Annotated in this window: 22 protein-coding genes and 1 other annotated feature; of the genes, 10 read left to right on the forward strand and 12 right to left on the reverse strand. The window is 42.2% G+C overall.

Annotated features, from left to right (window positions below; translation table 11 throughout):
- Positions 1-872, forward strand: an 872-nt coding sequence (locus A7325_RS05535; protein ID WP_197488874.1) for a serpin family protein, incomplete at its 5' end; no start/stop codon positions are given.
- Between the two features lie 26 nt (positions 873-898).
- A complete protein-coding gene (locus A7325_RS05540; protein ID WP_197488875.1) occupies positions 899-2,113 on the forward strand; it encodes an SEL1-like repeat protein in 1,215 nt (404 codons plus the stop codon).
- 96 nt (positions 2,114-2,209) lie between these two features.
- Here A7325_RS05540 and A7325_RS05545 read toward each other — a convergent pair whose 3' ends face one another.
- Positions 2,210-3,394 (reverse strand): ATP-binding protein, encoded by a 1,185-nt coding sequence (locus A7325_RS05545; RefSeq protein WP_227514946.1) that lies wholly within the window; start codon positions 3,392-3,394, stop codon positions 2,210-2,212.
- 528 nt (positions 3,395-3,922) lie between these two features.
- Here A7325_RS05545 and A7325_RS13960 point away from each other — a divergent pair.
- Positions 3,923-4,228 carry a GNAT family N-acetyltransferase gene (locus tag A7325_RS13960; protein WP_227514947.1) on the forward strand — a complete coding sequence of 102 codons (306 nt, stop codon included), beginning with the start codon at positions 3,923-3,925 and terminating at the stop codon, positions 4,226-4,228.
- 330 nt (positions 4,229-4,558) lie between these two features.
- Here A7325_RS13960 and A7325_RS05555 read toward each other — a convergent pair whose 3' ends face one another.
- Positions 4,559-4,945 (reverse strand): hypothetical protein, encoded by a 387-nt coding sequence (locus A7325_RS05555; protein WP_226928955.1) that lies wholly within the window; start codon positions 4,943-4,945, stop codon positions 4,559-4,561.
- A gap of 146 nt (positions 4,946-5,091) precedes the next feature.
- Between A7325_RS05555 and A7325_RS05560 the strand changes: the two genes are divergently transcribed.
- The 6 genes from A7325_RS05560 (at position 5,092) to A7325_RS05585 (ending at position 10,930) form a co-directional block, all read left to right on the forward strand.
- Positions 5,092-6,486, forward strand: coding sequence for a serpin family protein (locus tag A7325_RS05560; RefSeq protein ID WP_068405421.1), 1,395 nt, complete (start codon positions 5,092-5,094; stop codon positions 6,484-6,486).
- A gap of 48 nt (positions 6,487-6,534) precedes the next feature.
- Complete coding sequence (locus A7325_RS05565; protein WP_068405424.1) at positions 6,535-7,005, forward strand: DUF4825 domain-containing protein; 471 nt, start codon at positions 6,535-6,537, stop codon at positions 7,003-7,005.
- 112 nt (positions 7,006-7,117) lie between these two features.
- On the forward strand, positions 7,118-8,464 hold the full coding sequence (locus A7325_RS05570) for a serpin family protein (protein WP_068405427.1): 1,347 nt from the start codon (positions 7,118-7,120) through the stop codon (positions 8,462-8,464).
- Positions 8,465-8,475: 11 nt separating this feature from the next.
- Positions 8,476-8,991 carry a hypothetical protein gene (locus A7325_RS05575; RefSeq protein WP_068405430.1) on the forward strand — a complete coding sequence of 172 codons (516 nt, stop codon included), beginning with the start codon at positions 8,476-8,478 and terminating at the stop codon, positions 8,989-8,991.
- Positions 8,988-9,836, forward strand: a complete 849-nt coding sequence (locus A7325_RS05580) for a hypothetical protein (protein WP_156508502.1) — start codon at positions 8,988-8,990, stop codon at positions 9,834-9,836. The genes A7325_RS05575 and A7325_RS05580 overlap by 4 nt, the downstream gene beginning before the upstream one ends.
- Before the next feature lie 131 nt (positions 9,837-9,967).
- Complete coding sequence (locus tag A7325_RS05585) at positions 9,968-10,930, forward strand: tetratricopeptide repeat protein (protein ID WP_082894302.1); 963 nt, start codon at positions 9,968-9,970, stop codon at positions 10,928-10,930.
- 66 nt (positions 10,931-10,996) lie between these two features.
- On the opposite strand, the gene A7325_RS05590 is transcribed toward A7325_RS05585, so the two are convergent.
- Positions 10,997-12,216, reverse strand: a protein-coding gene (locus tag A7325_RS05590) for an IS3 family transposase (RefSeq protein WP_413771792.1) whose coding sequence is annotated in 2 segments (ribosomal slippage) — positions 10,997-11,940 and positions 11,940-12,216 — 1,221 coding nt in all. Because the reading frame shifts where the segments join, the coding sequence is not laid out codon by codon here.
- Positions 11,825-11,941: a sequence feature (AL1L pseudoknot), on the reverse strand. (Overlaps the previous gene by 117 nt.)
- Before the next feature lie 717 nt (positions 12,217-12,933).
- Positions 12,934-13,467, reverse strand: coding sequence for a hypothetical protein (locus A7325_RS05600; protein ID WP_068405441.1), 534 nt, complete (start codon positions 13,465-13,467; stop codon positions 12,934-12,936).
- Between the two features lie 254 nt (positions 13,468-13,721).
- Here A7325_RS05600 and A7325_RS05605 point away from each other — a divergent pair, with 254 nt between their 5' ends.
- Positions 13,722-14,396: a hypothetical protein gene (locus A7325_RS05605; RefSeq protein WP_068405444.1), complete on the forward strand. Its 675-nt coding sequence runs from the start codon at positions 13,722-13,724 to the stop codon at positions 14,394-14,396.
- Between the two features lie 149 nt (positions 14,397-14,545).
- On the opposite strand, the gene A7325_RS05610 is transcribed toward A7325_RS05605, so the two are convergent.
- The 8 genes from A7325_RS05610 to A7325_RS05645 form a co-directional block, all read right to left on the reverse strand.
- Positions 14,546-14,962, reverse strand: a complete 417-nt coding sequence (locus tag A7325_RS05610) for a hypothetical protein (protein ID WP_068405446.1) — start codon at positions 14,960-14,962, stop codon at positions 14,546-14,548.
- Positions 14,963-15,023: 61 nt separating this feature from the next.
- Complete coding sequence (locus A7325_RS05615) at positions 15,024-15,767, reverse strand: zinc-dependent peptidase (protein WP_068405449.1); 744 nt, start codon at positions 15,765-15,767, stop codon at positions 15,024-15,026.
- Between the two features lie 96 nt (positions 15,768-15,863).
- Positions 15,864-16,856 (reverse strand): RhuM family protein, encoded by a 993-nt coding sequence (gene rhuM / locus A7325_RS05620; RefSeq protein WP_068405451.1) that lies wholly within the window; start codon positions 16,854-16,856, stop codon positions 15,864-15,866.
- An 85-nt stretch (positions 16,857-16,941) separates the two neighbouring features.
- Positions 16,942-17,937: a helix-turn-helix transcriptional regulator gene (locus tag A7325_RS05625; RefSeq protein WP_068405454.1), complete on the reverse strand. Its 996-nt coding sequence runs from the start codon at positions 17,935-17,937 to the stop codon at positions 16,942-16,944.
- Positions 17,938-18,162: 225 nt separating this feature from the next.
- Complete coding sequence (locus A7325_RS05630; RefSeq protein ID WP_068405457.1) at positions 18,163-20,244, reverse strand: hydantoinase/oxoprolinase family protein; 2,082 nt, start codon at positions 20,242-20,244, stop codon at positions 18,163-18,165.
- 40 nt (positions 20,245-20,284) lie between these two features.
- Positions 20,285-22,048: a hydantoinase B/oxoprolinase family protein gene (locus A7325_RS05635; RefSeq protein ID WP_068405460.1), complete on the reverse strand. Its 1,764-nt coding sequence runs from the start codon at positions 22,046-22,048 to the stop codon at positions 20,285-20,287.
- A 362-nt stretch (positions 22,049-22,410) separates the two neighbouring features.
- On the reverse strand, positions 22,411-23,358 hold the full coding sequence (locus tag A7325_RS05640) for an EamA family transporter (protein WP_068405462.1): 948 nt from the start codon (positions 23,356-23,358) through the stop codon (positions 22,411-22,413).
- Positions 23,359-23,500: 142 nt separating this feature from the next.
- Positions 23,501-24,745 carry a DUF819 domain-containing protein gene (locus A7325_RS05645; RefSeq protein ID WP_068405466.1) on the reverse strand — a complete coding sequence of 415 codons (1,245 nt, stop codon included), beginning with the start codon at positions 24,743-24,745 and terminating at the stop codon, positions 23,501-23,503.
- Positions 24,746-24,866: the final 121 nt, after the last annotated feature.

The following is a 24,866-nucleotide window of genomic DNA, read 5'->3' on the forward strand; positions in this document are numbered from 1 at the left end:
CAAATTATGACTTAAGCACGGTTAATGACTTATGGATACATCAAGGCTTGAGCCCCAATCAAACTTATTTGGATACGGTGCAGCGCTATTACGGTGGTAAAGTCACCACTCTTGATTTTGCGAGCCGTCCCGAGCCATCACGTCAGACCATCAATAAAACCATCGCTAATCATACCAAGCAGATGATTCCTGAACTACTGCCAGAAGGGAGTATCAAGTCATCTACCGCTGCTGTATTAACCAATGCTGTTTATTTTAAAAGCCAATGGGCACAACCTCTAGGTCTACGAGGTAGTACTCAACCCTTTTATAACCTCAATGGCACAATCACCGATACGAATTTTATGTATAGCATAGAAAACTCTAATTACACGGAAGATGAGCAAGTACAAGTGGTAGAGCTGCCTTATAAAAGCGATGACCTGTCGATGCTGATCATCTTGCCAAAATCAAAAGAAGCCGCTGCTATGCAGGCATTGGTTAAGAATTTAAGTGCCGATCAAATTGGTCAGTGGACTCACAATATGAAAATAAAAGCAGTCGACCTGCAGCTGCCTAAGTTTAAAATGGAACAAGATTATAAAATGGATGGGCTACTGGCTGAAATGGGAATGCCAATCGCTTTTGATAGTCGCGCTGACTTTAGCTTATTCAATGACGAGCAGTCATTAGCGGTAGATTCTATTATTCATAAAGCGGTGGTTGAGGTTGATGAAAAAGGTACAGTGGCGGCAGCTGCTACAAGTATAGTGCCAGTAGTCGTCTCAGCTAATTATGACGTTGAGTTTAATGCCAATCGTCCCTTTATGTTTATGATTAAAGACAATAAAACCGATGCGATATTGTTCTTAGGTCAGGTGAATAAGCTATAGCAATGTGTATTTTGGAGCGATTTAATATGCAAAGATTCAAACAGAATTTAATGAGGAATATAACAATCTCGGTATTATCGTTCGGGCTGTCTGTATCCGCTATAGCAGCTGATTATATAGCAGAAGAAGCAACTGAACAGCTAGAAGGCAACTATACTCAGCAACAGCTTGCCAAGCTATATTTAGAGAATTTAGACTTGCCCGAAGATAGCAGGAAACCGTATGAATGGTTTGCCATTCGAGGATATGCTCCTGCTCAATTCATGCTGGGTCTCCAAGCTTATGATCCTATAAACAAGATCAAATGGTATCAGATAGCTGCTGATAACGGGCATACCTCTGCAATAGCCAATCTTGCCTATATCTATTATGCGGGTAAGTATGGCGTACCTCAGGATTACGCCAAGGCTTTTAAATTATATAAGACCTTAGCCGATACTGATGACATGCAGGCTCAGTATCGACTTGGAGAGATGTACTATCATGGTGCAGGTACGCCTCAAAGCTACAGTCAGGCTTTTACCTATTATCAGAAGGCCGCTGATAATGAAAAAATGGAGGCTCAATACACAAAAATGTATGCTGAGTATAGCTTGGGGCTTATGTATTATAGCGGTTTAGGTGTTGCCCAAGATTATAAAAAGGCCTTTCATATCTTTGAAAAGCTTGCTGCTCAAGGTGATACTGATGCTGAATATAACTTGGGAGTCATGTACGATCGCGGCTTAGGGGTTACTCAGGATAAGATCAAAGCAAAAGAATGGTTTGAGATAGCGGCTAGTCGGGAGAGTTATACTGGTCTTGGAAAGACTCATGCCGAATACCGTCTAGGGAAAATGTACTTTGAGGGAATAGATGTTGTACAAGACTATGATGTAGCCTTAAGCTGGTTCAAAAAAGCGGCGAGTAATAGTTACTTCTTGGGTCGTGGAGAGATGAGTAAAGGGCATTTACTGACACAATATCAGTTGGGTGATATGTATTATGATGGGATTGGCGTCACTCAGGATTATACTCAAGCCTTCAAGTGGTATGAACAAGCGGCCAAAAATAGATACCGTAGTACGGTTGATGGGTCATGGAGCAAAGGTAGTGAACGCGCTCAGTATCTTATAGCGCTGATGTATTATAAGGGGTTGGGTGTTAATAAAGACAAAGCTATGGCAAAAGAGTGGTTAGAAGTATCTTGCGATAACGATTACCAAGCGAGTTGTGATTATCTTCAGAAACTCTCTAAATAAGGAATTTAGTTTTTAAAGATGATGGGTTTTAGGTTATTGAGATAACATCAGTGTACTCTACCGTATCCCTATAAAGCCGATTAAGCGCTTTTTAACTCAATGCCTAACATCCATTACTAGTCTTGTTTGGGAAAGCTCATCAAGATATTGATCTATGATTTGGGTATTATCCTTATCCAAATGGGCATCCCACTCATCAAGCATGACAATCGTACTTTGGTCGTCCTCTCTAATTTCTTGAATTTGCTTGATGAGTTGTTGGCCTGTTGAACCTCTATGGGCTTTGTCTGTTTTGTAATTGAAATACAAATTGTGCTTGGCAGGTAAATAGTAAGCCTGTTCTTGGTAGTGGTCTTTGAGCTTAAGCAACATACAAGATTTACCAACGCCATTATTACCAACCAACGTTACTCTACCTTGCTTGGGTAATTGTGTTGAATCAAAAATATCCCCTGTTTGCTTCACACGTATTTGGTCTGCCTGAATGTAGGTATCTAAATCCACAGTGGCAGGTTGTAAAACCTCTAAAATACCATCTAGCATCGTTTTGATAACGCCAATACTGGTATGGTAGCCAATCAAGGCATAGCACATTTGCAATAGCTGAATTTGTCTTGGCAGCGTGGCAATTAGCACAGCCATCGTCGCAGCATCATGCCAATTTTTATTAAAAATAAAAGCAGTGACCACAAAGACAGGCAGCATCAATATGATCATGCCTAAGCTTGAATTGATGTGCTGGATCGAGGTGGATTTAACGCTATTATTCTTGGCTGTTGCAAAGCTTTTTTGAACAATATTATTATAGAGCGTGTAATTATGCTTATTAAAAATAACGACGTTATCCCAACTGTCAAAAAGTTTGGTGGTTAAACTCAGCCGTGATTGCTGGTCTGTTTTGGCAGCCATTTTTAGGGTGTGTCGTCTGAAATGCACAAACATGGAGGCAGAAATAATACCTACTGCATAACCAAGCAGTAACGTACCATCTAAAAACCAAGCAATGACCAACACGTTAAATAAGACATTGAGTACCAAAGCTGAAATATCAAAAATACTATCAATGACTGTCTCAAGGGTGTAGTTGCTTTCTTGAGCGAGTGTTGTCGTTGCTGTACTCTGTAACTCGTCGCTGGATAACAAATATGTCTTGCCTAAAAATATAGTATGAAAGCGATCGTTATACAGTTTATGAGCGTCATACTTGGCGCGCTCTGTATTGGTAACACAAAAATATGCAGGCACATAAACCGCTACTAAAGAGACGGCAAATAGCACCATATATAAAATTGAAATAGTGTCCTCGGTCAGACTTTGTGCAAGGCGAGCAATAAAATACGTTGATGACGCCACAATAATTTGCTGAATCAGTAAAAATACTAATGCTATACGCAAATGCTTGTTTGAGATAATTTTATAGATCAAGACTTTTAATATCCTTTAAAATCGAGACACAATTATCCAGCAAGTAACGCCTTCTTACTGGTATCAACTCTGCTAACATATAATACTCTTGCTATCTTTTAGAGCTTTTTCAATATCAGCCATAAATGAGTCAGACTTATTGTTATCACCAAAAGAACCAGCTTATGGAGTGCAGCATGTTTTTTATACGTAAGGCCAATCAAAATGACGTCTCAGATATTGCTCATATACATTTCACAAGTTGGCATGCTACCTATGTAGACCTTTTGCCCAAAACCTATCGTGATAAAGAGAATAAGTTATCTCAAAAGGTAGAGATGTGGGGAAAAGTAATCCTTAGCTCTGGTGTGAGCACATGGATAGCCTACGATGCTGAGAATAATAATGTCGGGTTTATTTCTTACTTTACGAAGGACAGTGAATGCGAAGGACAGTGAATGTGAAATAACGACCCTATACATTCTGCCTCAATATCAAAGTCTGGGGCTTGGCACCACACTAATGAATTCAGCAATAGATGATATTTCTCAGCACAATAGATGTATTAGCTTGTCGTTATGGGTGCTAAAAACCAATCTGACTGCGATTAGCTTCTATGAAAAAATTGGTTTTAAATCTGACGGTAAGCATAGTGAAGAGCCATACGAGGATACCAAAATAATCGATATTAGGATGGTGAAATCACTCTGATATCTATTATTTTAAGGAAAAAAGGAGTTTCAAAATGAAAAAATATATCTTACCTGCTTTTACTATAATTTGTGTGGCGTTGTTTTGGTATCTTTTATTCATTCAAAAAATTAATCAATACAATTATGCTGTAGTTAATACCTTGGCAATTATTCTATTTGCTATAACCTTGTTTAACACAAGAAAAAATACTAAAAACAAGAAATAGAATGGGTGTATTCAAGTGCAAGTACTCGTTAAGCTTTGCGAGTGCTCAATCTCTAATGATCTGTATTAAATCATGATTTATCAGCTATACAACCATTTAACTGTCTGCTGTATAGACCATTTTTATCTTATAGTAAATGTATATCGTTCTTTATCGTATGAAGCGGCATAGGGCACTGCATCTCTAGAATAGGTCTTCTTATCCTGATCAGTATAGTCAATAGATATTGAATCTTCATAGCTTGTGTATTGGATAGCATAGCGATAGGAGGAGTTAGGCGGCAAATCTCCGATTAAGTCCATTCTCTTGGAGCTGGTATACTTGACGCGTACGTCAGATATGAGATAAGGGCTTTCGTTATTTATGATAATTTTACCTTTATCCTTCTCAAAATATGAGCAAGATATCAAAAGCATGCTCATCAATCCTATTAGAACATTCTTATTAAAAACCATATTTCTCTCGCTTTTACGATTGACTAACACCACTGCTACTTCATTAGAAATCATGCAAAATCAATAATGTAGCTATTCGCTAATTATTTTTAGGCATTCTTAGGTTCAGTACAGCGCGCTTACCAAACTACACTAAACGATTGTATAGAGATGATACTAGAATGGCATCATCTTAACTCTACATTATTAGTGAAGCAGATATGAAGAATAATCAGTATTGTTATCTTAAAAAAGCACATGGTAACCGTATCATAAGTGCATTGGCTATCAGTAGTCTATTATTTGTGGTCAGTGGCTGTGACAGTACTATGAAAGATTCTAAGTCTAATGACAGTGTAGCCAATACCGCATCAACTACAGGCAAATTATCCTTACCAGATAAAGCTAAAAGCAACGCTGACGCTCAAGCAGATAGTCCGGTTGATTTTATTGCCGCTGACGATTCCGCTTCAACACCAGACGGCATCGAAAAAGTCACGACTGCTAACAACCAGTTCGCTGTTGATATGTACCAACAGATCAACGGTCAACCTGATCAAGCAGATGACAACGTGTTTTTCTCACCCTATAGTTTGTCTACGGCGATGGCCATGCTGTATGCCGCAGCGGAAGGGGAAACGAAAGCGCAAATTCAAAAGACCTTTTATTATCCGTCGATGGATACTCTAAACCCTAATAGCGCCGCGCTCTATAATCAATTTAATAAACCCAATCCTGATTATAAGCTCGCCACAGTCAATGATTTATGGATGCAACAAGGGCTAACGCCTAACAAGTCCTACGTCGACACCGTTCAACGCTATTATGGTGGTCAAGTGACCAATCTTGATTTTAACGGCAGTCCTGAGCCTTCGCGGCTCATTATTAATAAAAAAATTGCTCAGCATACCAATCAGATGATTCCTGAGTTACTACCAAAGGGAAGCATTCCATCTAGCGTTGTCGCAGTATTAACCAACGCGGTTTACTTTAAGGGCGACTGGAAAATGCCTTTTGAGGCAAATAGCACCTCTGAGCAGCCTTTTTATCCCCTCACAGGCGAACCCTCTGATGTCAAAATGATGAATATGCAGACTGATTTCGGTTATATCGAGGACAAGCAAGTGCAGGTTGTGCAATTGCCTTACAAGGGCGATGACTTATCCATGTTAGTGGTATTACCCAAATCAAAAGGCAAAGCTGCAATGCAGCAGCTGGTGCGTGATTTGAGCGCTGATAAGATTAAAAAGTGGAATAAAGATTTAGTCGCTCAAGAAGTGAATCTTTCCTTACCAAAGTTTAAGCTTGCAGAGCGTTATGATATGAAAGGTTTGCTTTCAGATATGGGTATGCCAAGCGCCTTTCAAAGCAAAGCTAAATTCAAACTATTTGATGAGCCGCTAGCGATAAAAGTTGATGATGTTTATCATCAGGCAGTGGTCATCGTCGATGAGAAAGGGACAGAGGCGGCAGCAGCAACAGCCATTGTAGCAACGGAAGCTTCTGCTCCTATAGATCAGCCAGTTGAGTTTACAGCCGATCATCCGTTTATGTTTATAATTAAAGACAATAAAACCGATGCGATATTGTTTTTAGGGCAAGTGAACAAACCTTAAAATAGCGAATGACGGCACTAAGACTTAACTGACTGTTGATGAGACATTATGAAAAAAAGGCTTAAATTATTATCGTGTTCACTGTTGGTGATTTCAGTCGCTAGTGGATGTAATACGAAGACCAATGAAGAAGATGTGTTTCAATACAAGAATGCCTATGTTGGTGATAATAGTGCAGTCATAAATATTGTCAACCACTCTATGCAATCAGATAACTTCAAGGGCCTCGAGCTCAAAACGAAAGAGACACCCTATGGGATTATCTTAAATTATGATGGGTCAGAGTCAGAAAAGAGTCATAAAAAGACAGTGGTATACAACGCCACTTACTTATTTGCGTTGATTCAGAATGTAGAATGGATAACGTTTAATTTTGATCATCAAGAATACAAGATAACAAAGGACGCTCTAATAGAGTGGTACGGGGAAGATTTCAGCAAATTACAAAGTAAAAAGGAGCTAAAAACGTTAATACAAAACAACTGGGATGATGAATACAGAGTAAATCAGTTATTCTAAAACCGCCAAATATATATGTGCGGCTCCCTATACAGCAGCTGAAAGTGTGGCTATTACAGTCACTACTGAGCCTTGGATATTCTTATAATTATAATTTATTGTTGAGCCTGATATGCAAAATGACCCACTTCGCTATTTTAGATATGCAGCCCATAATCGTGTTATCAGTGCCTTAGCTATTACCAGCTTAGTGTTGGGTGTTAGTGGCTGTGACAACGCCATAAAAAATAATAGAACGGGTGCTGTTACAGGCATGGTTACTCCTAATCAGTCAGCTATTAACCATCAAGCGCCTCCTATTGAGGTAATGACTACTGTCGCAACGCCTGAAGGTATAAAAGAAGTCATCACTGCCAATAACCAATTCGCCTTTGATATGTACCAGCAGATAAATGGGCAACCTGACCAAGCAGATAAAAATGTATTTTTCTCACCGTACAGCTTATCTACTGCGATGGCCATGCTCTATACCGCAGCGGAAGGGGAAACGAAAGCGCAAATCCAAAAGACGTTTCATTATCCGACGCCGACTACCCTCAACCCTAATAGCGCCGCGCTTTATAATCAATTTAATAAACCCAATCCCGACCACAAGCTTGCTACGGTCAATGACTTATGGATGCAACAAGGGTTAACACCCACTAAATCTTACATAGATACCGTGCAACGTTATTACAGCGGCCAAGTGACCGCTCTTGATTTTGAAGGCAGTCCTGATCCTGCGCGTCAGACCATTAATAAAAGAATTGCTGAGAAAACCAAGCAAATGATTCCTGAATTATTACCCAAGGGTAGCATTAAATCTGATACTGCCGTGGTACTAACCAATGCCATCTATTTTAAGGGCGATTGGACCATGCCTTTTACAGCTGAAAGAACCAGTGCCCAGCCTTTTTATAATGCTATCGGCAGAGCCTCTACCGTCCAGATGATGCAGCAACAGTCTTATTTTAGTTATTATGAGGACAAACATATACAGGTCGTGCAATTGCCTTATAAAGGCGATTACTTGTCTATGCTCGTAGTATTACCCAAACTCAATCATAAACTTGCTATGCAGCAATTAGCTAAGAGTTTAAATGCAACTAAGATTAAGCAATGGAGTGCAGGCTTAGTAAGACAAGAGGTGGACCTTCAACTGCCAAAGTTTACGTTAGATGCGCGTTATCAGATGAAAACGTTGCTTGGTGATATGGGTATGACAAAAGCGTTTAATAATGAGGCTGAATTTAACTTATATGCTGATGGCCCACCGATAAAGCTCGATGAGGTTTATCATCAAGCGGTAGTCACCGTCGATGAAAAAGGCACGGAAGCGGCGGCGGCAGCCGGTGCCGTAGGTATGTACGTTGGTATGTCTTATCCCGTCGAATTTAAAGCCAATCACCCGTTTATGTTTATGATTAAAGACAATAAAACCGATGCGATATTGTTTTTGGGTCAGGTGAATAAGCCTTAAGAGAGCGAATAATGAAACCAAAATTTAAATGGTATATGGTGCCGATATTGTTGATATCCGTTATAGCCTGCGATCCTGTCATTGAAATGACGAATACTAATCATAATGCCCAAACTATTAAAGTGGAAGATGAGAGTGCTGCCAACAAACCTACTGAAAACGAAGCACCCACGCGCAAGCAGCAAACGGTGTATGTGACTGCCCTTGATGTTGATTCGGATATGGGTGATGCCGCTGCGGCTCATGGGGTATTGAACACAAAGAATGGCTGTTTATATATGGATGACCTCTTACTCGTTGTAAGTAGCCCACATATTACCTGGACTCAAGACCCTTTTACGATATCCGATATCAATGAATTTATTTTTGAAATTGGTGATACTGTTTTAGTAGGTGGCTCACAAGCTGACTATAAAAATATGGCTTCATTTGCCAGTGATTGGAAAAACCCACCTTTAGCGACTTGTAAAGCTGAAAAAATCTGGTTAATGAATGGTATTAACATACCTCGGGAAGATCTACTATGACAAAGCATAAAATGAATAAAACACTAGCTACGCTACTTATTACTAGTAGCTTGCTTAGTGGTTGTACATCGACAGAAGACAGCAGTATTGATATTGTCTCTAAAATTCCCAAGGAGGATAAAACGATAGAAGTTATTCCTATTTCTACCGTTGCTCAGGACAGCAAAGAGACCCAAGTTGCCCCTATGAGTAAAGCTCAAGCATTAGTCATAGATGCAAAGCATTATGCACGAGCATATGAGGTTAGCCATGTTGAAGCAATGCGCCGTATGCTTGTCATGAATGATGCCCAAGAGCAGATTGATGCTATCAAAAAAGAATTTTCTGATAGGTTGGACGATGCTGGATTCACTAATGAGCCAGAGTTTGCGCTCATCGTAAGCCTATTTGGTGATGGTGCGCCACTTGATCGCACCATATACCGTAATGCTGACAAATTAGAGAACAAACCTATTATATTGTCAGCAGCGGATAAAGAAATGAGGGCAGAAGGCTTTGCTATCACTCAAATGGATATCGATAATGCTGTATCTCTTATTGAAAAACCAACTGCCATTAAAGTTAAATTTATCGATAATTCTAAATCCAAACCACTCACTCAAGAACAAAAAGACAACTATGAAGCGCGATCTGAAGAATTACGTAAACGTATTCCAATGCTAGTAGGTATGGGTTATAAGGAAGATGAAGGGCTATTTGTTATAGACGTGCATGAGGATGATTCAAAAAAAGCAGGGTTCACACCAGAACAACTTAAAAAAATCGGTCAAGAAGTTATGAAATCACCAGTACGTATAAAATTTTACGATGGTTATGCTACTGAGGATGTAGCCCCTATAGAATAAAAAGGTAATGCTGTTATCATTTTTAAGGTATACCTAATAAGACTATCCAATAATGTATTTGAGATCATCACGATAGGCATGTAAATGATAAATTGTAGTGTTATCTGGATTAACGAACAGGACGAACAGCTATGAAAAAAAGGCTAGCAACATTTTTACTGACTGGCATTCTGCTGACAGGGTGTCATAAAGCCATTGTTACTCAAATAAGTAGTTCTCAAAACGTAGTTTCAGCCGTAAAATCAGCTATTGAAAAAGAATTTGAAGACATTGCAGTACAAGCTAATCAAGGCGATGCTGAGGCTCAATATAGCCTTGCAGTAATGTATGACGAGGGCGAAGGTACACGCGAGGATAACGCTAAAGCCATTGAGTGGTATACAAAATCTGCCAACCAAGGATATGATCTTGCTCAATATAACCTTGCAATCATGTACGACGATGGCGAAGGGGTAGATGAGGATCACTCTAAAGCTATTGAATGGTTCACGAAATCTGCTAACCAAGGCTATGCTAAGGCCCAATACGAACTTGCTTGGGCTTACTACAATTACGATGGCACAGGTACAAGTGAAGACTACGATAAACATAAAGAGTGGAGCATAAAAGCTGTTAACCAAGGAATTGGACCAAGGAAATTCATCAATGGCGTACCACATCGAAAAAGCGAGCGTGTGCGTCAAAATGATGCCAAAGTCGTTGAGGCGTGGCAGAAATTAGCTAACCAAGGCGATGTTGAGGCTCAATTCAACATTGGTAACGCTTACTACGAGGGTAAAGGGGTACGTCAGGATTATCCTAAAGCTATCGAGTGGTATACAAAAGCCGCTGACCAAGAATATGTTCCTGCCCAATACCAACTTGGAACAATCTATAGCTATGGCGAAGGTGCTCCTCAGGATTATGCTAAAGCCGGTAAGTGGTATCTAAAAGCCGCCAATCAAGGAGATGCTAGATCTCAATATAACCTTGGCATGATGTATCTTAATGGCATAGGCGTACGTCGAAATACAGTTATAGCGAAAAAGTACTTTTCCAAGGCTTGTGACAATGGATATCAATTGGGCTGTAAAAACTCAAATATATCAGACTAAGTATCTAGAAGCCTGTTTGATTCATAGTGAACCGCCCCGACTATATCGGAGAGTGGATTGCTTGAGTCAGGCAGCTTTGTCTGACTCAGTAAGACTATCATAGTATCGTCTCTCAAACTCAAAAGGCGACACATAACCAATCGTACTATGAATGCGAGTTTTGTTAAACCAATCGACCCATTCAAGGGTTGCTAATTCAACATCATACGCATCCCGCCACTGCTGTTTTAAATATTCAATCACCTCTGTTTTATAAAGCCCGTTAACCGTTTCAGCCAATGCATTATCGTATGAATCACCGGTTGTACCAACAGATGCAATAACGCCAGAATCAGCCATCTTATCAGTATAGCGAATGGATAAGTACTGAACGCCGCGATCACTATGATGAATCACATCTTTTGGGTTATTTCTGTCTGCAATGGCTTGATTTAACGCTGCCATCACCATATCCGTGTTCATACGATCTGATACTTTCCAACCAACGATAGCGCGAGCAAACACATCAATGATAAAGGCAGTATAGACCCAACCACTCAATGTTTTAACGTAAGTAAAGTCAGCAACCCATAGCTGGTTAGGGCGATGGGCCGTGAAGTCACGGTTGACTAAATCATCAGCACGCTTTTGATCATCACGAGACTTAGTGGTTATCTTACCTTTACCTCGCCAAATACCCTGCATACCATGCTGACGCATTAACCGCTCTACAGTGCAACGTGCAGGATGTATACCTTCGGACTTCAACTGCTTCCAGACTTTACGAGCACCGTATCGGCATTTGCTGTCCTTCCAAATACGTTTAATCTCATTAAGATAGAAGTCGTCATGCTGACTACGCTGTGAACGCTTTTCAGGATTTTCTTCTAGCTCTTTAGCACGATAGTATGTGGATGGAGCAATCGGTAATACTCTACAGATTGGCTCGACTCCATATTGTTGTTTGTGATCGTCTATAAAATCAACCATTACTTGGGTTTGCGGTCTATTTCCGCCTGGGCGAAAAAAGCGGCTGCTTTCCTTATGATTTCATTGGCTTGCTTTAATTCTTTGTTCTCACGTTCAAGCTCTTTGATGCGCTCGGCTTGGCTTTGAGCTTGAATGTTTGCAGGAATGGTTTTATCAATGTGCTTTTTATGCCATGATCGTAGGGTCTCAGGCGTGCAACCTATCTTTGGCGCTATGGCTTTGATGGCTGACCAGGTGGATGGGTAGTCGTCTTTAGCTTCAATTAGCATACGGACGGCTCGCTCTTGCATTTCAGGGGTATAGTTTCGTGTTTTCATTGTCGTATTCTCTCAGAAAATTGAGTCTCCGACAATCCCGGGGCGGTTCATTCAGAAGGGTTATTGCTTTTACTTTGAGCTGATTGTCACTTGGTGGCTAATACTTCTGTACCTAACGTAGTTCAAGCACATTCGCATTAATCAGGAAGTCGGCTAAGCTACCAACAATCGATTGATGAGTGATTTGTTTATTAGGTGATGATTAGGAGTGACAGATTATTCAGAGGGCTTATTGTGCAGTATGAAGGTAGTAAACTTAGCAATGATGAGTAGAACAAGTTTATCAAACAGGTTAACTAGCGACATGGTTTAATACGTTAAGCTCGATTACAAATACAATAGGATTAATGATAGCTCTGTACATTAACTCCTTAAGACAGCTCAGCTAGTAACTGTATTAGTGGTGATGAAGATGACTTTATGAATAGGTAATACGTATGAGAATTAATCAATCATCAACCAATCTTTATAGGGATTTATCATATAATTATAATCCCATGAACTTATTGTATGGTACCCTTAGTTTAACATAATATACATTATGCGAAAACAAACCAACGGTCTTAAGAGTTAAGTGCATAATGTTTTTATCTAACTTTCTCTGTAATAATTGTCGTTCGTTTCCAGCCAAACTTAAACATCTACAATATTCATCTTCGCATTTAATATTAATACCAGCACCGACTTTAAAATTTTCATTTAAAACTTAAGCGCCAGCTAACGACAATGCTCTAGTAAATACTCGCGTAAAGATTTTCCATCCTCATCTAGGATGACATCCGTCACTTGGCAAGCCACGTCATTATCAACGCTCTTACATGACAGTTCATAATACACATCATCGCCTTGTGCCAAGCTGACTTGCACCAATCCTTGCTCGGTCACTGCAAACTGCTTATCTTGCTCATAATCAGGATCTTGCGAATTCCATAAAACATCATAACCAATATGACAAGACATTTGCTCTCTAGCAAAATAATCCCGCTCAAGCTGCATGGCCGCTTTTAGCTCTGGGCTGCCATATTGGTGCAAAACCACTGGATAATCTTGACCCTGATTATCCACATCTTGCTGGTACATATCTGCGATGGTCGTGACTTTCATGGCAAACGTCGTCTGCAAGGCTTCTGTTAGATTGGCGGTCGCAGACATGGCAAACGTCGTCTGCAAGGCTTCTGTTAGATTGGCGGTCGCAGACATGGCAAAAGACCCTATGATTAACATCATGATAGAAAATATAGTTTTCTGCATGGCGCTCTCCATCGGCTACAACATATGATGTATTATATTCATAAATAAGAATATAAACTATCATTTTACGCTATTATTATGTCAATTAAGCTTTTAAACCAAAACCCCGTTTACACAGCAACATTATCAACTTTGGGCAGTTATGAGTACTATTGATAAATAATCGCTACTGATAAGCGAACACCGATGTAAACCAGTAATGACCTAGGTTTCAAGCTATTCTAATTTTAATAAGCTACGATAAGGATATTTTTATGATGTCATCATCTCGTTTTAATATTTTTCAGTCAGGTTTGTATAAATTAACCATTGCTGCGTGCTTTGCTTCCATACTTGTTACGACCGGCTGCTCATCTTCCGCTGAGTCTAGCGTCAAAATACCCAGCCAACAAAATGGCAACACCTCAGCCCCCGTTATCTCCGATATGAGCCAGCAAACGCTCAGGCAGCAAGCTTTACGTATCCAGCGTGCCCTAGCGAACAACGACTTTGCGCGCATTACCAACGACATTCATCCGACGCGCGGCGTGCGTTTTTCCATGTATGCCTATGTGCGCCCTGAGACTGATAAAGTCTTTAGCCGCGAGCAATTCGCGCAGTACTTACAACAAGCCAAAATCCGCTTTACTTGGGGTGAACGTGATGGGTCTGGTGAGCCGTTAGTGATTCCGCTCCCAGAATACTTGGAAACGTGGGTCGATGGCAATACCTATAACAATGCCAGTATCAGCATTAATGAGTTTAAGCACAGCGGTAATATGATTAATAATTTAAAGGAAGTTTATCCCAATTCCGAGTTTGTTGAGTTTTATCATAAAGGCTCAGAACAATACTCTGGTATAGATTGGCGTATCCTGCGCTTGGTGTTTGATGAGTACCAAGGCAAACGCTATTTGGTCGCTATCGTCAATGAGCAATGGACGGTTTAAATATTTTTATCTGCAAAAACAGATATTTACACCTATAAAAGATAATAAGAGGCAGTGTGATTAAATCAATACACTGCCCTTTTCATCTGTTTTCTAAGCTATTAAACGGATAATTAAGACATTAGCGACTGAAAAATCCGTAAAAAAACTTATAAACTGAGTAAACATTGATGATTTTTATAGGTCATATAGAAGGTAGTAGCAGTACCCTTATCCTCTTTACTTTCATATACTGGATAATCATACGCTTCCTCAAAAACGCCCTTATAACTATCTAGTTTATCCATGCCTTTTGTCGTTAAATCTGCTTTGTTGTTTATATTCATTAAATGATAAATGTCACTATAATCAACCCCTTTTTGTCTCATCTCCATAATATTGAAAGCAAAAGCTGACTGAGTTGAACAAAAATATTCATTATCAGGTATATTTTTGACTTTATCGAGTGTTGAATCTATATATAATCCTAATTCTTGCAGCTCTTTAGGATATTGTGAGGGCACATTGATAGCATAGGCCGGATGCGTTATCAGCAAAGCATAAATTAAAATTAGCAATTTTTTCATGAAATTCATATTCTCGTAAGTATGGTTTTTTTCTAATCGCTTTTACCAAGACGCCTTTCATTTATAGCGGCGTTTGACGAAAAAACTTCACCATTATGTCGTAAATATCAGGATAAGCATCAATCAGCTTTTGCGGCGTCTCAAAAAACACTTCGCTCAGTACCGCAAAAAACTCCGCAGGATTGGTCGCGCCATAACGGTCGAGACCTGATTTATGATGGTTTTGAAAATCCTCAAAATCTCGCGTCATAATCTTGGTCCAGCGTGCAGGATCCATATCCGGTTGCAGCGGCGGAAAGCCATTAGCACGACCATTTAGCATATCAAGCTTATGCACAAACTCATGAATGACAACGTTGTGACCATCGCGCTCACCTGAGTGTTTAGCATCCTTCCACGACAGAATAACAGGACCACGCAGCCATGCTTCGCCGCTACGGTGCTGACTGCCCTCATGGACAACCCCCAACTCATCGACGGTGGTGGTTTCGCTTTTATAAGAACCCGGATAAATAATAATGGCCGACCAGCCAGCGTACCATTCAAGGCTTAGGTTTAAAATAGGCAGGCAAGCTTGTAAGGCGATAGATTGCTTGACCGCATCGGTAATCTCGAAACCCTGTGCGCCAGTAATCGACTTATCCGCCAAAAATAACGTCGCCAGCTCAAACAAGCGTGTTAGCTCATCCTCGTCTAGCCTATCAAGTATCACAATACGCTGAGCCGCTTGCAGCCAGTCAGCATGGGTAAACTCGCTGTTGTCTAATATGCGCTGCTCGCGCCAGTCTTTTATCATGCTAAACATAGTGAGTTTCCTTTAATCTTGGCGTTGAATCTGCTTTTTATTATTGGCGTTATGTATTTTTAAGGGGTTAAATTTTGTTGATAATAAACCTGTTTATCAAGACTCTAAGGACAGCATATTCATAATCAATTTAATCAAGGTTTCTTTTTGGTTGGGGTCAGACTCGGCAACCAACAAGGTTAATGCAGCAAGGCCTGTGTTATTGATGACCATATCACCTTTATCATTAAGCAGTCGATTATTCCGATGCAGAAAATCTACAAACAAAAAAGCGCCGCTGCGTTTATTGCCATCGGTAAAGGGATGGTTTTTGACCATAAAGTACAGCAGATGCGCCGCTTTACTCTCGATGGTCGGGTACGCAGGCGCGCCAAACACCGTCTGCTCTAAATTACCCAGTACACTGTCCAACCCATCACCGCGAGGCTTGGCAAATAGCTCAGTCGCCTCACCTCTATCTATCAGCTGCGCTTTCAAATCCGTCAGCGCTGCCATTGCCTCAGTTGGACTGGGTAAGATACCGCCATCTTGTCCTGCAGGATTATCAAGTAAACCTTCATCATAGCGCTGTAACCATAAGAACGTCTGTGTATAACGACTGATAATCTCAACCAAGCCGCGACCTTCATCGGTTTTCAGCTCAGGACTTTGCGCGGTTTTTCTGATCAAATTTAATGCTTGTTGTAGCTCGCTTGAGTTTTTATCAAAGCGCTCTTGATTGAGCGTATAGCCTTGGACCAAGTATTCACGTAAGCGCTGCGTTGCCCAGCGTCTAAACTGCACACCTTGAGGGGACTTGATGCGATAGCCCACTGAGATAACCACATCTAAGTCATAAAACGTCACAGGGCGATCAGAATTTGCAATATGCATTTTTTGCATATTGCTTTTTTCAGCGATCTCTTCATCGTTTATAGCATTGGCAATATGACGCGAAATCACCGATTGGTCACGACCAAACAGCTCGGTCATTTGTGCTTGCGTGAGCCAAACAGTCTCTTGTTCAAAGCGAACGTCTACCTGCGCCTCTCCATCAGCGCTTTCATATATCTCTACTTTTGCTGTTTTATCATTCGTCGCATCAGTCATCTTGGTTTTTCCTTAACTTAATATACGCGCTTATGCTCAAGTCATAAATCATACAGCGACTGCATGACAGAGTACATAACAATGACTATCCTGTGCTTGGAGTATCTCGCGGCGTATAACCGAAATGCTTCTTATAAATGCGTGAAAAGTAACCTTGGTCGCCATAACCGACCCTATGCGCCACTTCATCGATGGTTACATAGCTTTTGGTTTTTAAAATATGATTGGCCTGCTTTAAACGTAGCTCTTTTACCCATTCTGAAAAACTATAGGGCAACTCAGCAAACAGCTTATGCAAGTATCTGACCGATATATGACAAGCAGCAGCGACCATTGCTGGAGTCAAAGCAGGGTTTTCTAGGTGCAAATAGACGTAATGCTCGATGCGCTTTAGGTGTACCGACTGTATGGACGAGCTGCTACTCATCATCACCTCTTTCGGGGCGCTCAATGTCAATACAATAAGGTTAAGCAGCTGCTGCTCTAGGATTTTAATCTCTAAAGCCGCCAATCTATGCTGCTGAATCAGCTCTAATATCTGTCTGATTTGAAAAACCAGCAACCTGCCAGCCCCTTCATCAATAGACAGGCTACGGGCAAACTGCCGCTCTATCGTACCCATTTGCGGGCTTAATAGCGCTAATGGCACTTTAATCACATATAACGATACTTCTTGCAGATGATAAAACTCGTAAGGTAAGTTTGATAATTCAATAAAAAACTGACCCGGGTTTGAGATTAATTGGCGGTTTTTTTGCGCAAAACGAACGCTACCAGTAACAGGAAAGGTGATTAAAATACTGTCGTCGCTACGGTTATTACTGTTGCCGTGACTAGACTGATTGCTTGCTAAGCTGCGTTTATAATATACGGTATTGGCATGATAATGCGATACGCCGATATCCAAAAGCTTGGCGTGTTGCAAGTAACCAGAAAACTGACTTGGTTGGCGAAAGCTGACATTGAGATCAAAATAGGTGTCATTGATGGTGCGCTTCCAATCAAACGCGTCTAACGTTTGAGGAGCGCTTATCGGAGGCGTTGAAGGTAACCATAAGGAAGGAGGTAATTTTGCATTCATCCTTGAATACTCTGTGTGTAAAAATAGCTATCACAAAATTGATAGGCATTTAGGTATCATGCCAGCTAATAAAATGTCGTTCTCCTTTATATCATACCTGTATGACGACTGGATTTCTAAATATGATACCTACTAAATATGATATAAAAAACAAAATCAGGCATTAAATGAGATTTAATGCCTGATGGGAAGTTTATAAGGTTATAGTGATAAAAGAACAGTAAGCTAAGCCGCTTTGGTCAGCTTATAAGTGCCCGTTTCATGCAATTTTGCTCGCCAGCCTTTTTTAATCACAATCGTGGTGGTTGGCTCTTGAATAAGCGCCGGACCTGCAATCAATGCTCCTGCACCAAATTCCTCACCATTATAAATAGGCGTATCAATCCATTCGTATTCTTGATCCATGATCATCTCACGGCTACCGACTTGCGCTTGACTGACATCACCTTGTTGCTTAGCAAGCTCTGGTAGCTTGGGCTTACTGATTTTACCGATGACAGCGACTTCGATATTGACCAGCTCGACCTTATTGTCACGCTCATCATAAGTATAGAGCTCTTTATGACGGTGATGGAAGGCTTCCAAAATCGTTTGCACGCTATCGGCATCAAGCTTGCCATTGGGTATCAGCACATTACACTCATGCACCTGCCCGACGTAACGCATCTCCATAGTACGCTCAATGATGATATCATCTTCTACAAAGCCATCTTCTAGCAGCTTTTGTACGCCTAGGCTTTCTAGCTCGTGTAAGGTGGCATTAAGCGACTGTAGCTCTGAATCTGGCGCAATAATCATCATCTGCGTGGCAAGATAGTTATATTTAATATCAGAGATGATTTGACCAAAGGCGCAGAGACATGAGGCAATCTTTGGTATCAAGATAGTACCAATCCCCATCTCTTCTGCCAAATCAACAATATGCATACCACCTGCGCCGCCGGCACAGATAAGGGCAAAGTCGCGAGGGTCATAGCCTTTTTCAATGGTAATACGGCGAATCCCATTTGCCATGTTTTGATTGACGATGGCACTGATACCAAAGGCGGCATGTGCCAATTCAATCTTTAATGGATCGGCGATATGTTTTTGTACCGCTTGCAGCGCTTTGTCTTTATCCAAAGTCACGCAGCCGCCTAGCACCGCATCTGGCTCAAGATAGCCTAACACCAGATTGGCATCAGTCACCGTTGGCAACTCACCGCCTTTACCATAAGAAGCTGGACCTGGGGTCGCGCCAGCACTTTGTGGACCGACCTCGAGCATCCCAAAGTTATTTACATGACCAATAGAGCCGCCGCCTGCGCCCAGCGTTTCGACATGAATCATCGGCACACCAATACGATTGCGTAAAAAATCAATATCACGGTTTAGGCTGGTTCGGCCAGATTTGGCCATCGTGATGTCAAAAGACGTACCGCCCATATCAACGGTGATAATGTTATCAATGCCAAAGGCGCTGGCAATATACAGTCCTGCTTGCGGTGCTGATGCCGGTCCTGAGTTGATGGCATTAACCGCCCGTTCGCGCATGATGTTACCGACCGCAAGCCCGCCATTCGACTGAAAGTAACGAACAGGCTGCTCAGCGCCGAGCGCCTTAAAGTAATCATCAATCTTATGTACATAAGACGCCATAACGGGGCTTAAATAGGCATTGACCAATGTCGTTGAGGTACGCGTATATTCCTTAATCTGCGGATATACTTCACTACCGCAGCAGACAAACACCCCCGGCATGTGCTGCTCAATCAGCTCTTTGGCACGCTGTTCGTGCTCGGTATTACGGATAGACCACACAAAAGAGATGGCAACCGCTTGCACGTCTTGCTGTTTTAACACTTCAATCGCATCGAGGATATCTTGCTCATTTAACGGCTCGTGTTCGGTGCCGTCTGCCAAGATACGACCACGGATAGGAAAGCGGCGGTCACGCGTAGCAATCTGCGGCGCTGGCGGGTAACTGGCATCGTAGCGATGCCCTTCTTCTTTATGCCCTAAGCGTATCTCGATACTGTCTTCATGCCCTTTGGTACATAGCAAGCCCACTTTTACGCCTGTCATCTGAATCAGTGCGTTCAGTGCAACCGTCGTACCATTAATGCACAAATCGCAGGCTTGAATGATGTCCTCGATAGGACGGTTAAATTTGTTGGCAATTTGCTGTAGACCATTGGCAATGGCTAAGGTGCCGTCTTCTGGGGTCGATGGCGCTTTAAACAGATGAATGTCACCGGTTTTTTCTGCCAAGACAAAATCTGTAAAAGTCCCGCCAGCATCAACGCCAATACGAAAATCGTTGTTCATAAGTCATCCTTAACTCAATCATGAAAGTTCAATGTGTGTTTTATGCGGTTATCTGGCGGCGTAAGTACTCAGTCTCAGCTTCATTTAGCGTCAAAGTTTCTGGGTCAAGTACCACACCGTATTCAATCTTTGCCGCAGAGATTGAGATAATCCTTTCTTTTACATCCTTGATGACCGCTTGAATATCGCGATCAAATGAGCTGCCGTAACCGCCGCCACCCGGGTTGATATTGCGCGCGCGTTCACCCGGCGTGATTTCCGTAACGGTGTTTTTTCTATATAAGTCCGTTTGCCCGTCTTTATGTAGTATCTCTAGACGCCCAACTTTGAGCTCAGGTGAGATTTGTTCCGCGCCGCCGGCGCCCATAGTAGGATGCTGGCGACCTTCGCCAAAGGCAATAACCGTCATAGTATGGTCTAATGGCTCAACTTCCCAAACCGTACCACAACCGCCGCGGTACTCGCCTGCGCCGCCACTGTCTTCTGCCAAGCCATATTTATGGATTAAAATAGGATACTGGTACTCTAACAGCTCAATATCTCCCGAACTCAGCGCGCCAAAGCAGCTCAATGGCCCACAAGCGTGCCAGCCATCCATCTGCTGGGTGGCGCCTGCGCCTGAAATAATAGACGCCAAAATCATGGTGACGTATTGCTCGCCAGTTTTTGGGTCGATACCAGCAATATTAATCCCTGATGAATGCCCCCAAGACGCGGTAACGCGCTCAGGTGCTGCTGCTTCAAATGCCATACGTACCGCATCGGTTAAGGTTTCCATCGGTGTGGTTGTACAGTTAACATGCGGCGCCGGTTCTCTGGCATTACATAAGGTGCCATGCTCACCCAAATCAACGGTAACGCAGCGGTATAAACCTTCGTTATACGGCGGCTCTACTTGGGCAAACATCATTAGCCCAAGCAATACCCCAGACATCGAGTTACCAGCATAAGAGTTGATAAAATAAGGGACTTGCGGCGGACTGGTGATTTTAATATGTACATCGCTGTCTTTGATGACAATGTCGGCGCTGATGGTCATATCACCCAAGCCATGACCTGAGTCTTCTAATACCGCCTCGCCATGATAATCGCCATCTGGGATAGACGAGATTAACGAGCGCATATGATGGTCAGCCATGCTCTTTAGCTCTTCAATCGCGCCACGTACCGTCTCAATGCCATATTTGTCTAGCAGCGCAATCATATTACGCTCGCCGACCGCGCACGCGCCGTACTGGGCATTGAGATCGCCTTCTTGATTACGGCGTGAGCGCATATTGCTGTGCAGCAAATTAATGACGTCATGGCGTTTGACGCCTTTTTCCCAAAGCTTAATGGGCGGAATGCGTAAGCCTTCGGCATATATCTCTTTGGCATCAGGGTTATAGCCGGCTGGTACAGGGCCACCGATATCAGTGACATGACCTTTACAGACCGTCCAAAAGACCAGCTCACCTTTATAAAACACCGGCTTATACATACAGCAATCTAGGATATGGCTGCCCATCATCACAGGGTCGTTATGATAAATGACATCGCCTTCATGAATGTCATCACCATAATATTCGGCGACGGCTTTCATGGCGGGCATCAGTGAGCCTAAATGAATGGGAATGTCTTGCCCTTGCAAAATCATCTCAGGCAAATGATCAAACAGCGCATTACTATAGTCATGAGCTAAGTTAAAGACACTCGAACGAGCGGTTTTTTCTAAGGTGGTTGTCATCTCACGCTGCGCCGTTTCTAGGGCGCCACGTACGACAGACAAGGTAATGGGATCTATAGAAGGGTGAGCGTTGCTCATAAAAGACTCCTTGTCGAGAAATTTGGGTCAGAACAAGCGCATTTATATAGGCGAAATAAAAGAATATTCCGGTCTATATGACCATTTATCCTTATCCTTCAGCGTGCGCTTTATCTGGCTTATCATCTATCCTAATGATCAAGCTTTTTCACTATAGCGAGGTTTTGGTCAAATAGATGGACTGTGCGTGCAGAGTTTTTGACTGTGAGTGTACAGATGTAACGATAAGCAGCCTGTTTTCACGGTTATCGTAGTGGAATATAAAGCGTTTAGCATAAAAAAAGAGCAATGCCTCATATGTGATGCACTGCCCTTTTTGTCTATTCTTACTAACCCTATAGGAAGCTATAAGTTATTTACTACTATACGTGAGCAGACTTCCTGCCTAGACCTATCTTCACATTAGCCAATACCAGTCCAGATAAGATAAGCATCATCGCTAGCATCTTCCACCATGTGACCACCTCTCCTGTAAACAACACTGAAGTCGCCATCCCAAACACGGGCACTAAGAGGGCAAATGGCATTACCTTAGAGGCGATATTTTGACTAAGCAGATGCGCCCAAAGTCCAAAACCAATCAGGGTTGAGACATAGACGATAAATCCAAGCGATAACCAAGACTTGAAAGACGCTTGCGTAAATGTCGCAAGCGTCCATGCCTCATTTTCAAATAGGAGAGAAGTTAAAGTCAAAACTACACAAGCAATCAGACCGCCCCATACGACTAGTGATAGCGCTGACAGGGCCGATGTTTTATTTGAAGCTTTGTTGCTATTTGCAGGCGAGGTAGTAGAAATATTACCAATACTTTGCTGCGTTGAGGCCTGTTTTGAAGCAATATTACCAAAGCTCCAGCCTATAGCCGCAATCAATATGCAGATAAAGCCAACCAAGGGCATATCACCGCCGAGATTTAGCGCAATCACACCCAGTCCTAGTACGCCGACCAACATACCGATAATCTGCATGCGACTCACCGCTTCACCTAATATGATATACGCTAGCAAGACGGTGATGAAAATCTGAACTTGTAATAATAACGCCGTCAACCCTGCCGAAGCGCCTAAATGCATGGCGGTAAATACAAAGGCATATTGCATGACAAAGGTGCCGATAGCATAAATAAATAGTGTACGGTTGAACTTAGGCGGTTTAAGGAACAAAACCAACGGCACGGCAGTAAAGAAAAAACGTAGCGCGGTTAACATCAGAGGCGGAAAGCTTTCAAGCGCCCAGGCAATAAAGGTAAAGTTCACGCCCCATATAAAGGTAACCAATACGGCTAAAGCAATGTGGATTGGGGTCATGTGCCTATCCTAGAGGGTTTTTAAAGTCAATGGCGTCAGGCTGGCGTGTTGGCATATTGGTCTGTCCTGATAATGATATCGATGAGGTAATGCGTATTAAAACCTGAAAAATCCAAACACGCCAGCATTTAGTTAAGTGCTATCACCCCACCACCAGCCGCATCATTTGCGTACTGATATAACCGCCAAAAGTACCCACGGCATAGCCTAAAATACCCAAGAACACGCCAACTGGCGCCAGTGACGGGTGAAATGCCGTAGCGACAATCGGTGCTGATGACGCGCCGCCAGTATTGGCATTAGAACCAACTGCCAAAAAGAAGAATGGCGCACGAATCATTCTAGCAACCGCAAAAACAATCACAACGTGAATACTCATCCATAACAGACCAATGAGTAGTAAGCGCCATTGCGAGACAATGCCCGCTAGATTGATTTGCATACCAATAGCCGCGATTAAGACAAAGATAAAGACCGTACCGATTTTGGAGGCGCCAACATGGTCAAGGCGGCGGATTTTGGTAAAGGAGAAAACTACCCCTATTAAGGTAATAATCACCACCATCCAAAAGAATGAGCTGGCAAAGCTATATTGCACTGCCCAACTATAAGGTGCAAAGAAGCCTGCTATTTGCCCACCTGCGAAATGCGCCACCCCGACCATGGCAAAACACAAGCCAAACATCACCATCAAATCATTGATAGTGGCAGGACGCGCATGGTCTCGCTCATAGCTTTCCACCGCAGCAATCACTTTATCAATACTACTGCTATCCGCCCGTAAAAACTTATCTATCTTCGCGCTGTGCTTGGCCATGATCAAAATCGCCAATAGCCATAATGAGGCATTGGTGGTATCGACCAAAATCATCATGCCAAATAAATCATCACTGACGCCAAACAGCTCTTTCATCGCCGCTTGGTTTGCTGCCCCGCCAATCCAGCTACCCGCGACCGCTGAAAACCCGCGCCATAAGGTATCGTCGGTAAACATCTCAGGCGAAATCCATTTGGCAATACCCAAACTAATCGGCCCACTAATGACAATAGCAACACTGGCCGCAAAAAACATCGCAATGGCTTTCCAGCCAAGCCCTAAGATTTTTGGCACATCCATCGACAACGTCATCAATAGCAAACTGGCTGGCAACAGATAGGTGGCGGTAAAGCCATAAATCTGCGAACCAATACCATCAGCAAAGACGCCCAAGCTATTTAGGGTGGCGGGAATAAAGCAGCACAGCACAATACCCGGCAGTACGGCATAAAAGCGGCGCCAAAACTTACCAGGCAGCCCTTGGGTATAAAACACCAAACCAATAATGGCCATGATAATGCCAAAGGCTAACGGCAAATTATCAATGGCTAAATGAGAAATATCGGGCATCAGACAGCTCCGCAGCACACGATGATTAAAAGCCTGTCAGTATAGACAAGGCGAAAAAGACGCGCAAGCAACGATATAGCATTGTTGACTTTTTATTAGTGAAACATACAAGTATTTTGAC

The sequence above is a fragment of the Psychrobacter sp. SHUES1 genome, assembly GCF_001652315.1.
Taxonomy (GTDB): domain Bacteria; phylum Pseudomonadota; class Gammaproteobacteria; order Pseudomonadales; family Moraxellaceae; genus Psychrobacter; species Psychrobacter faecalis.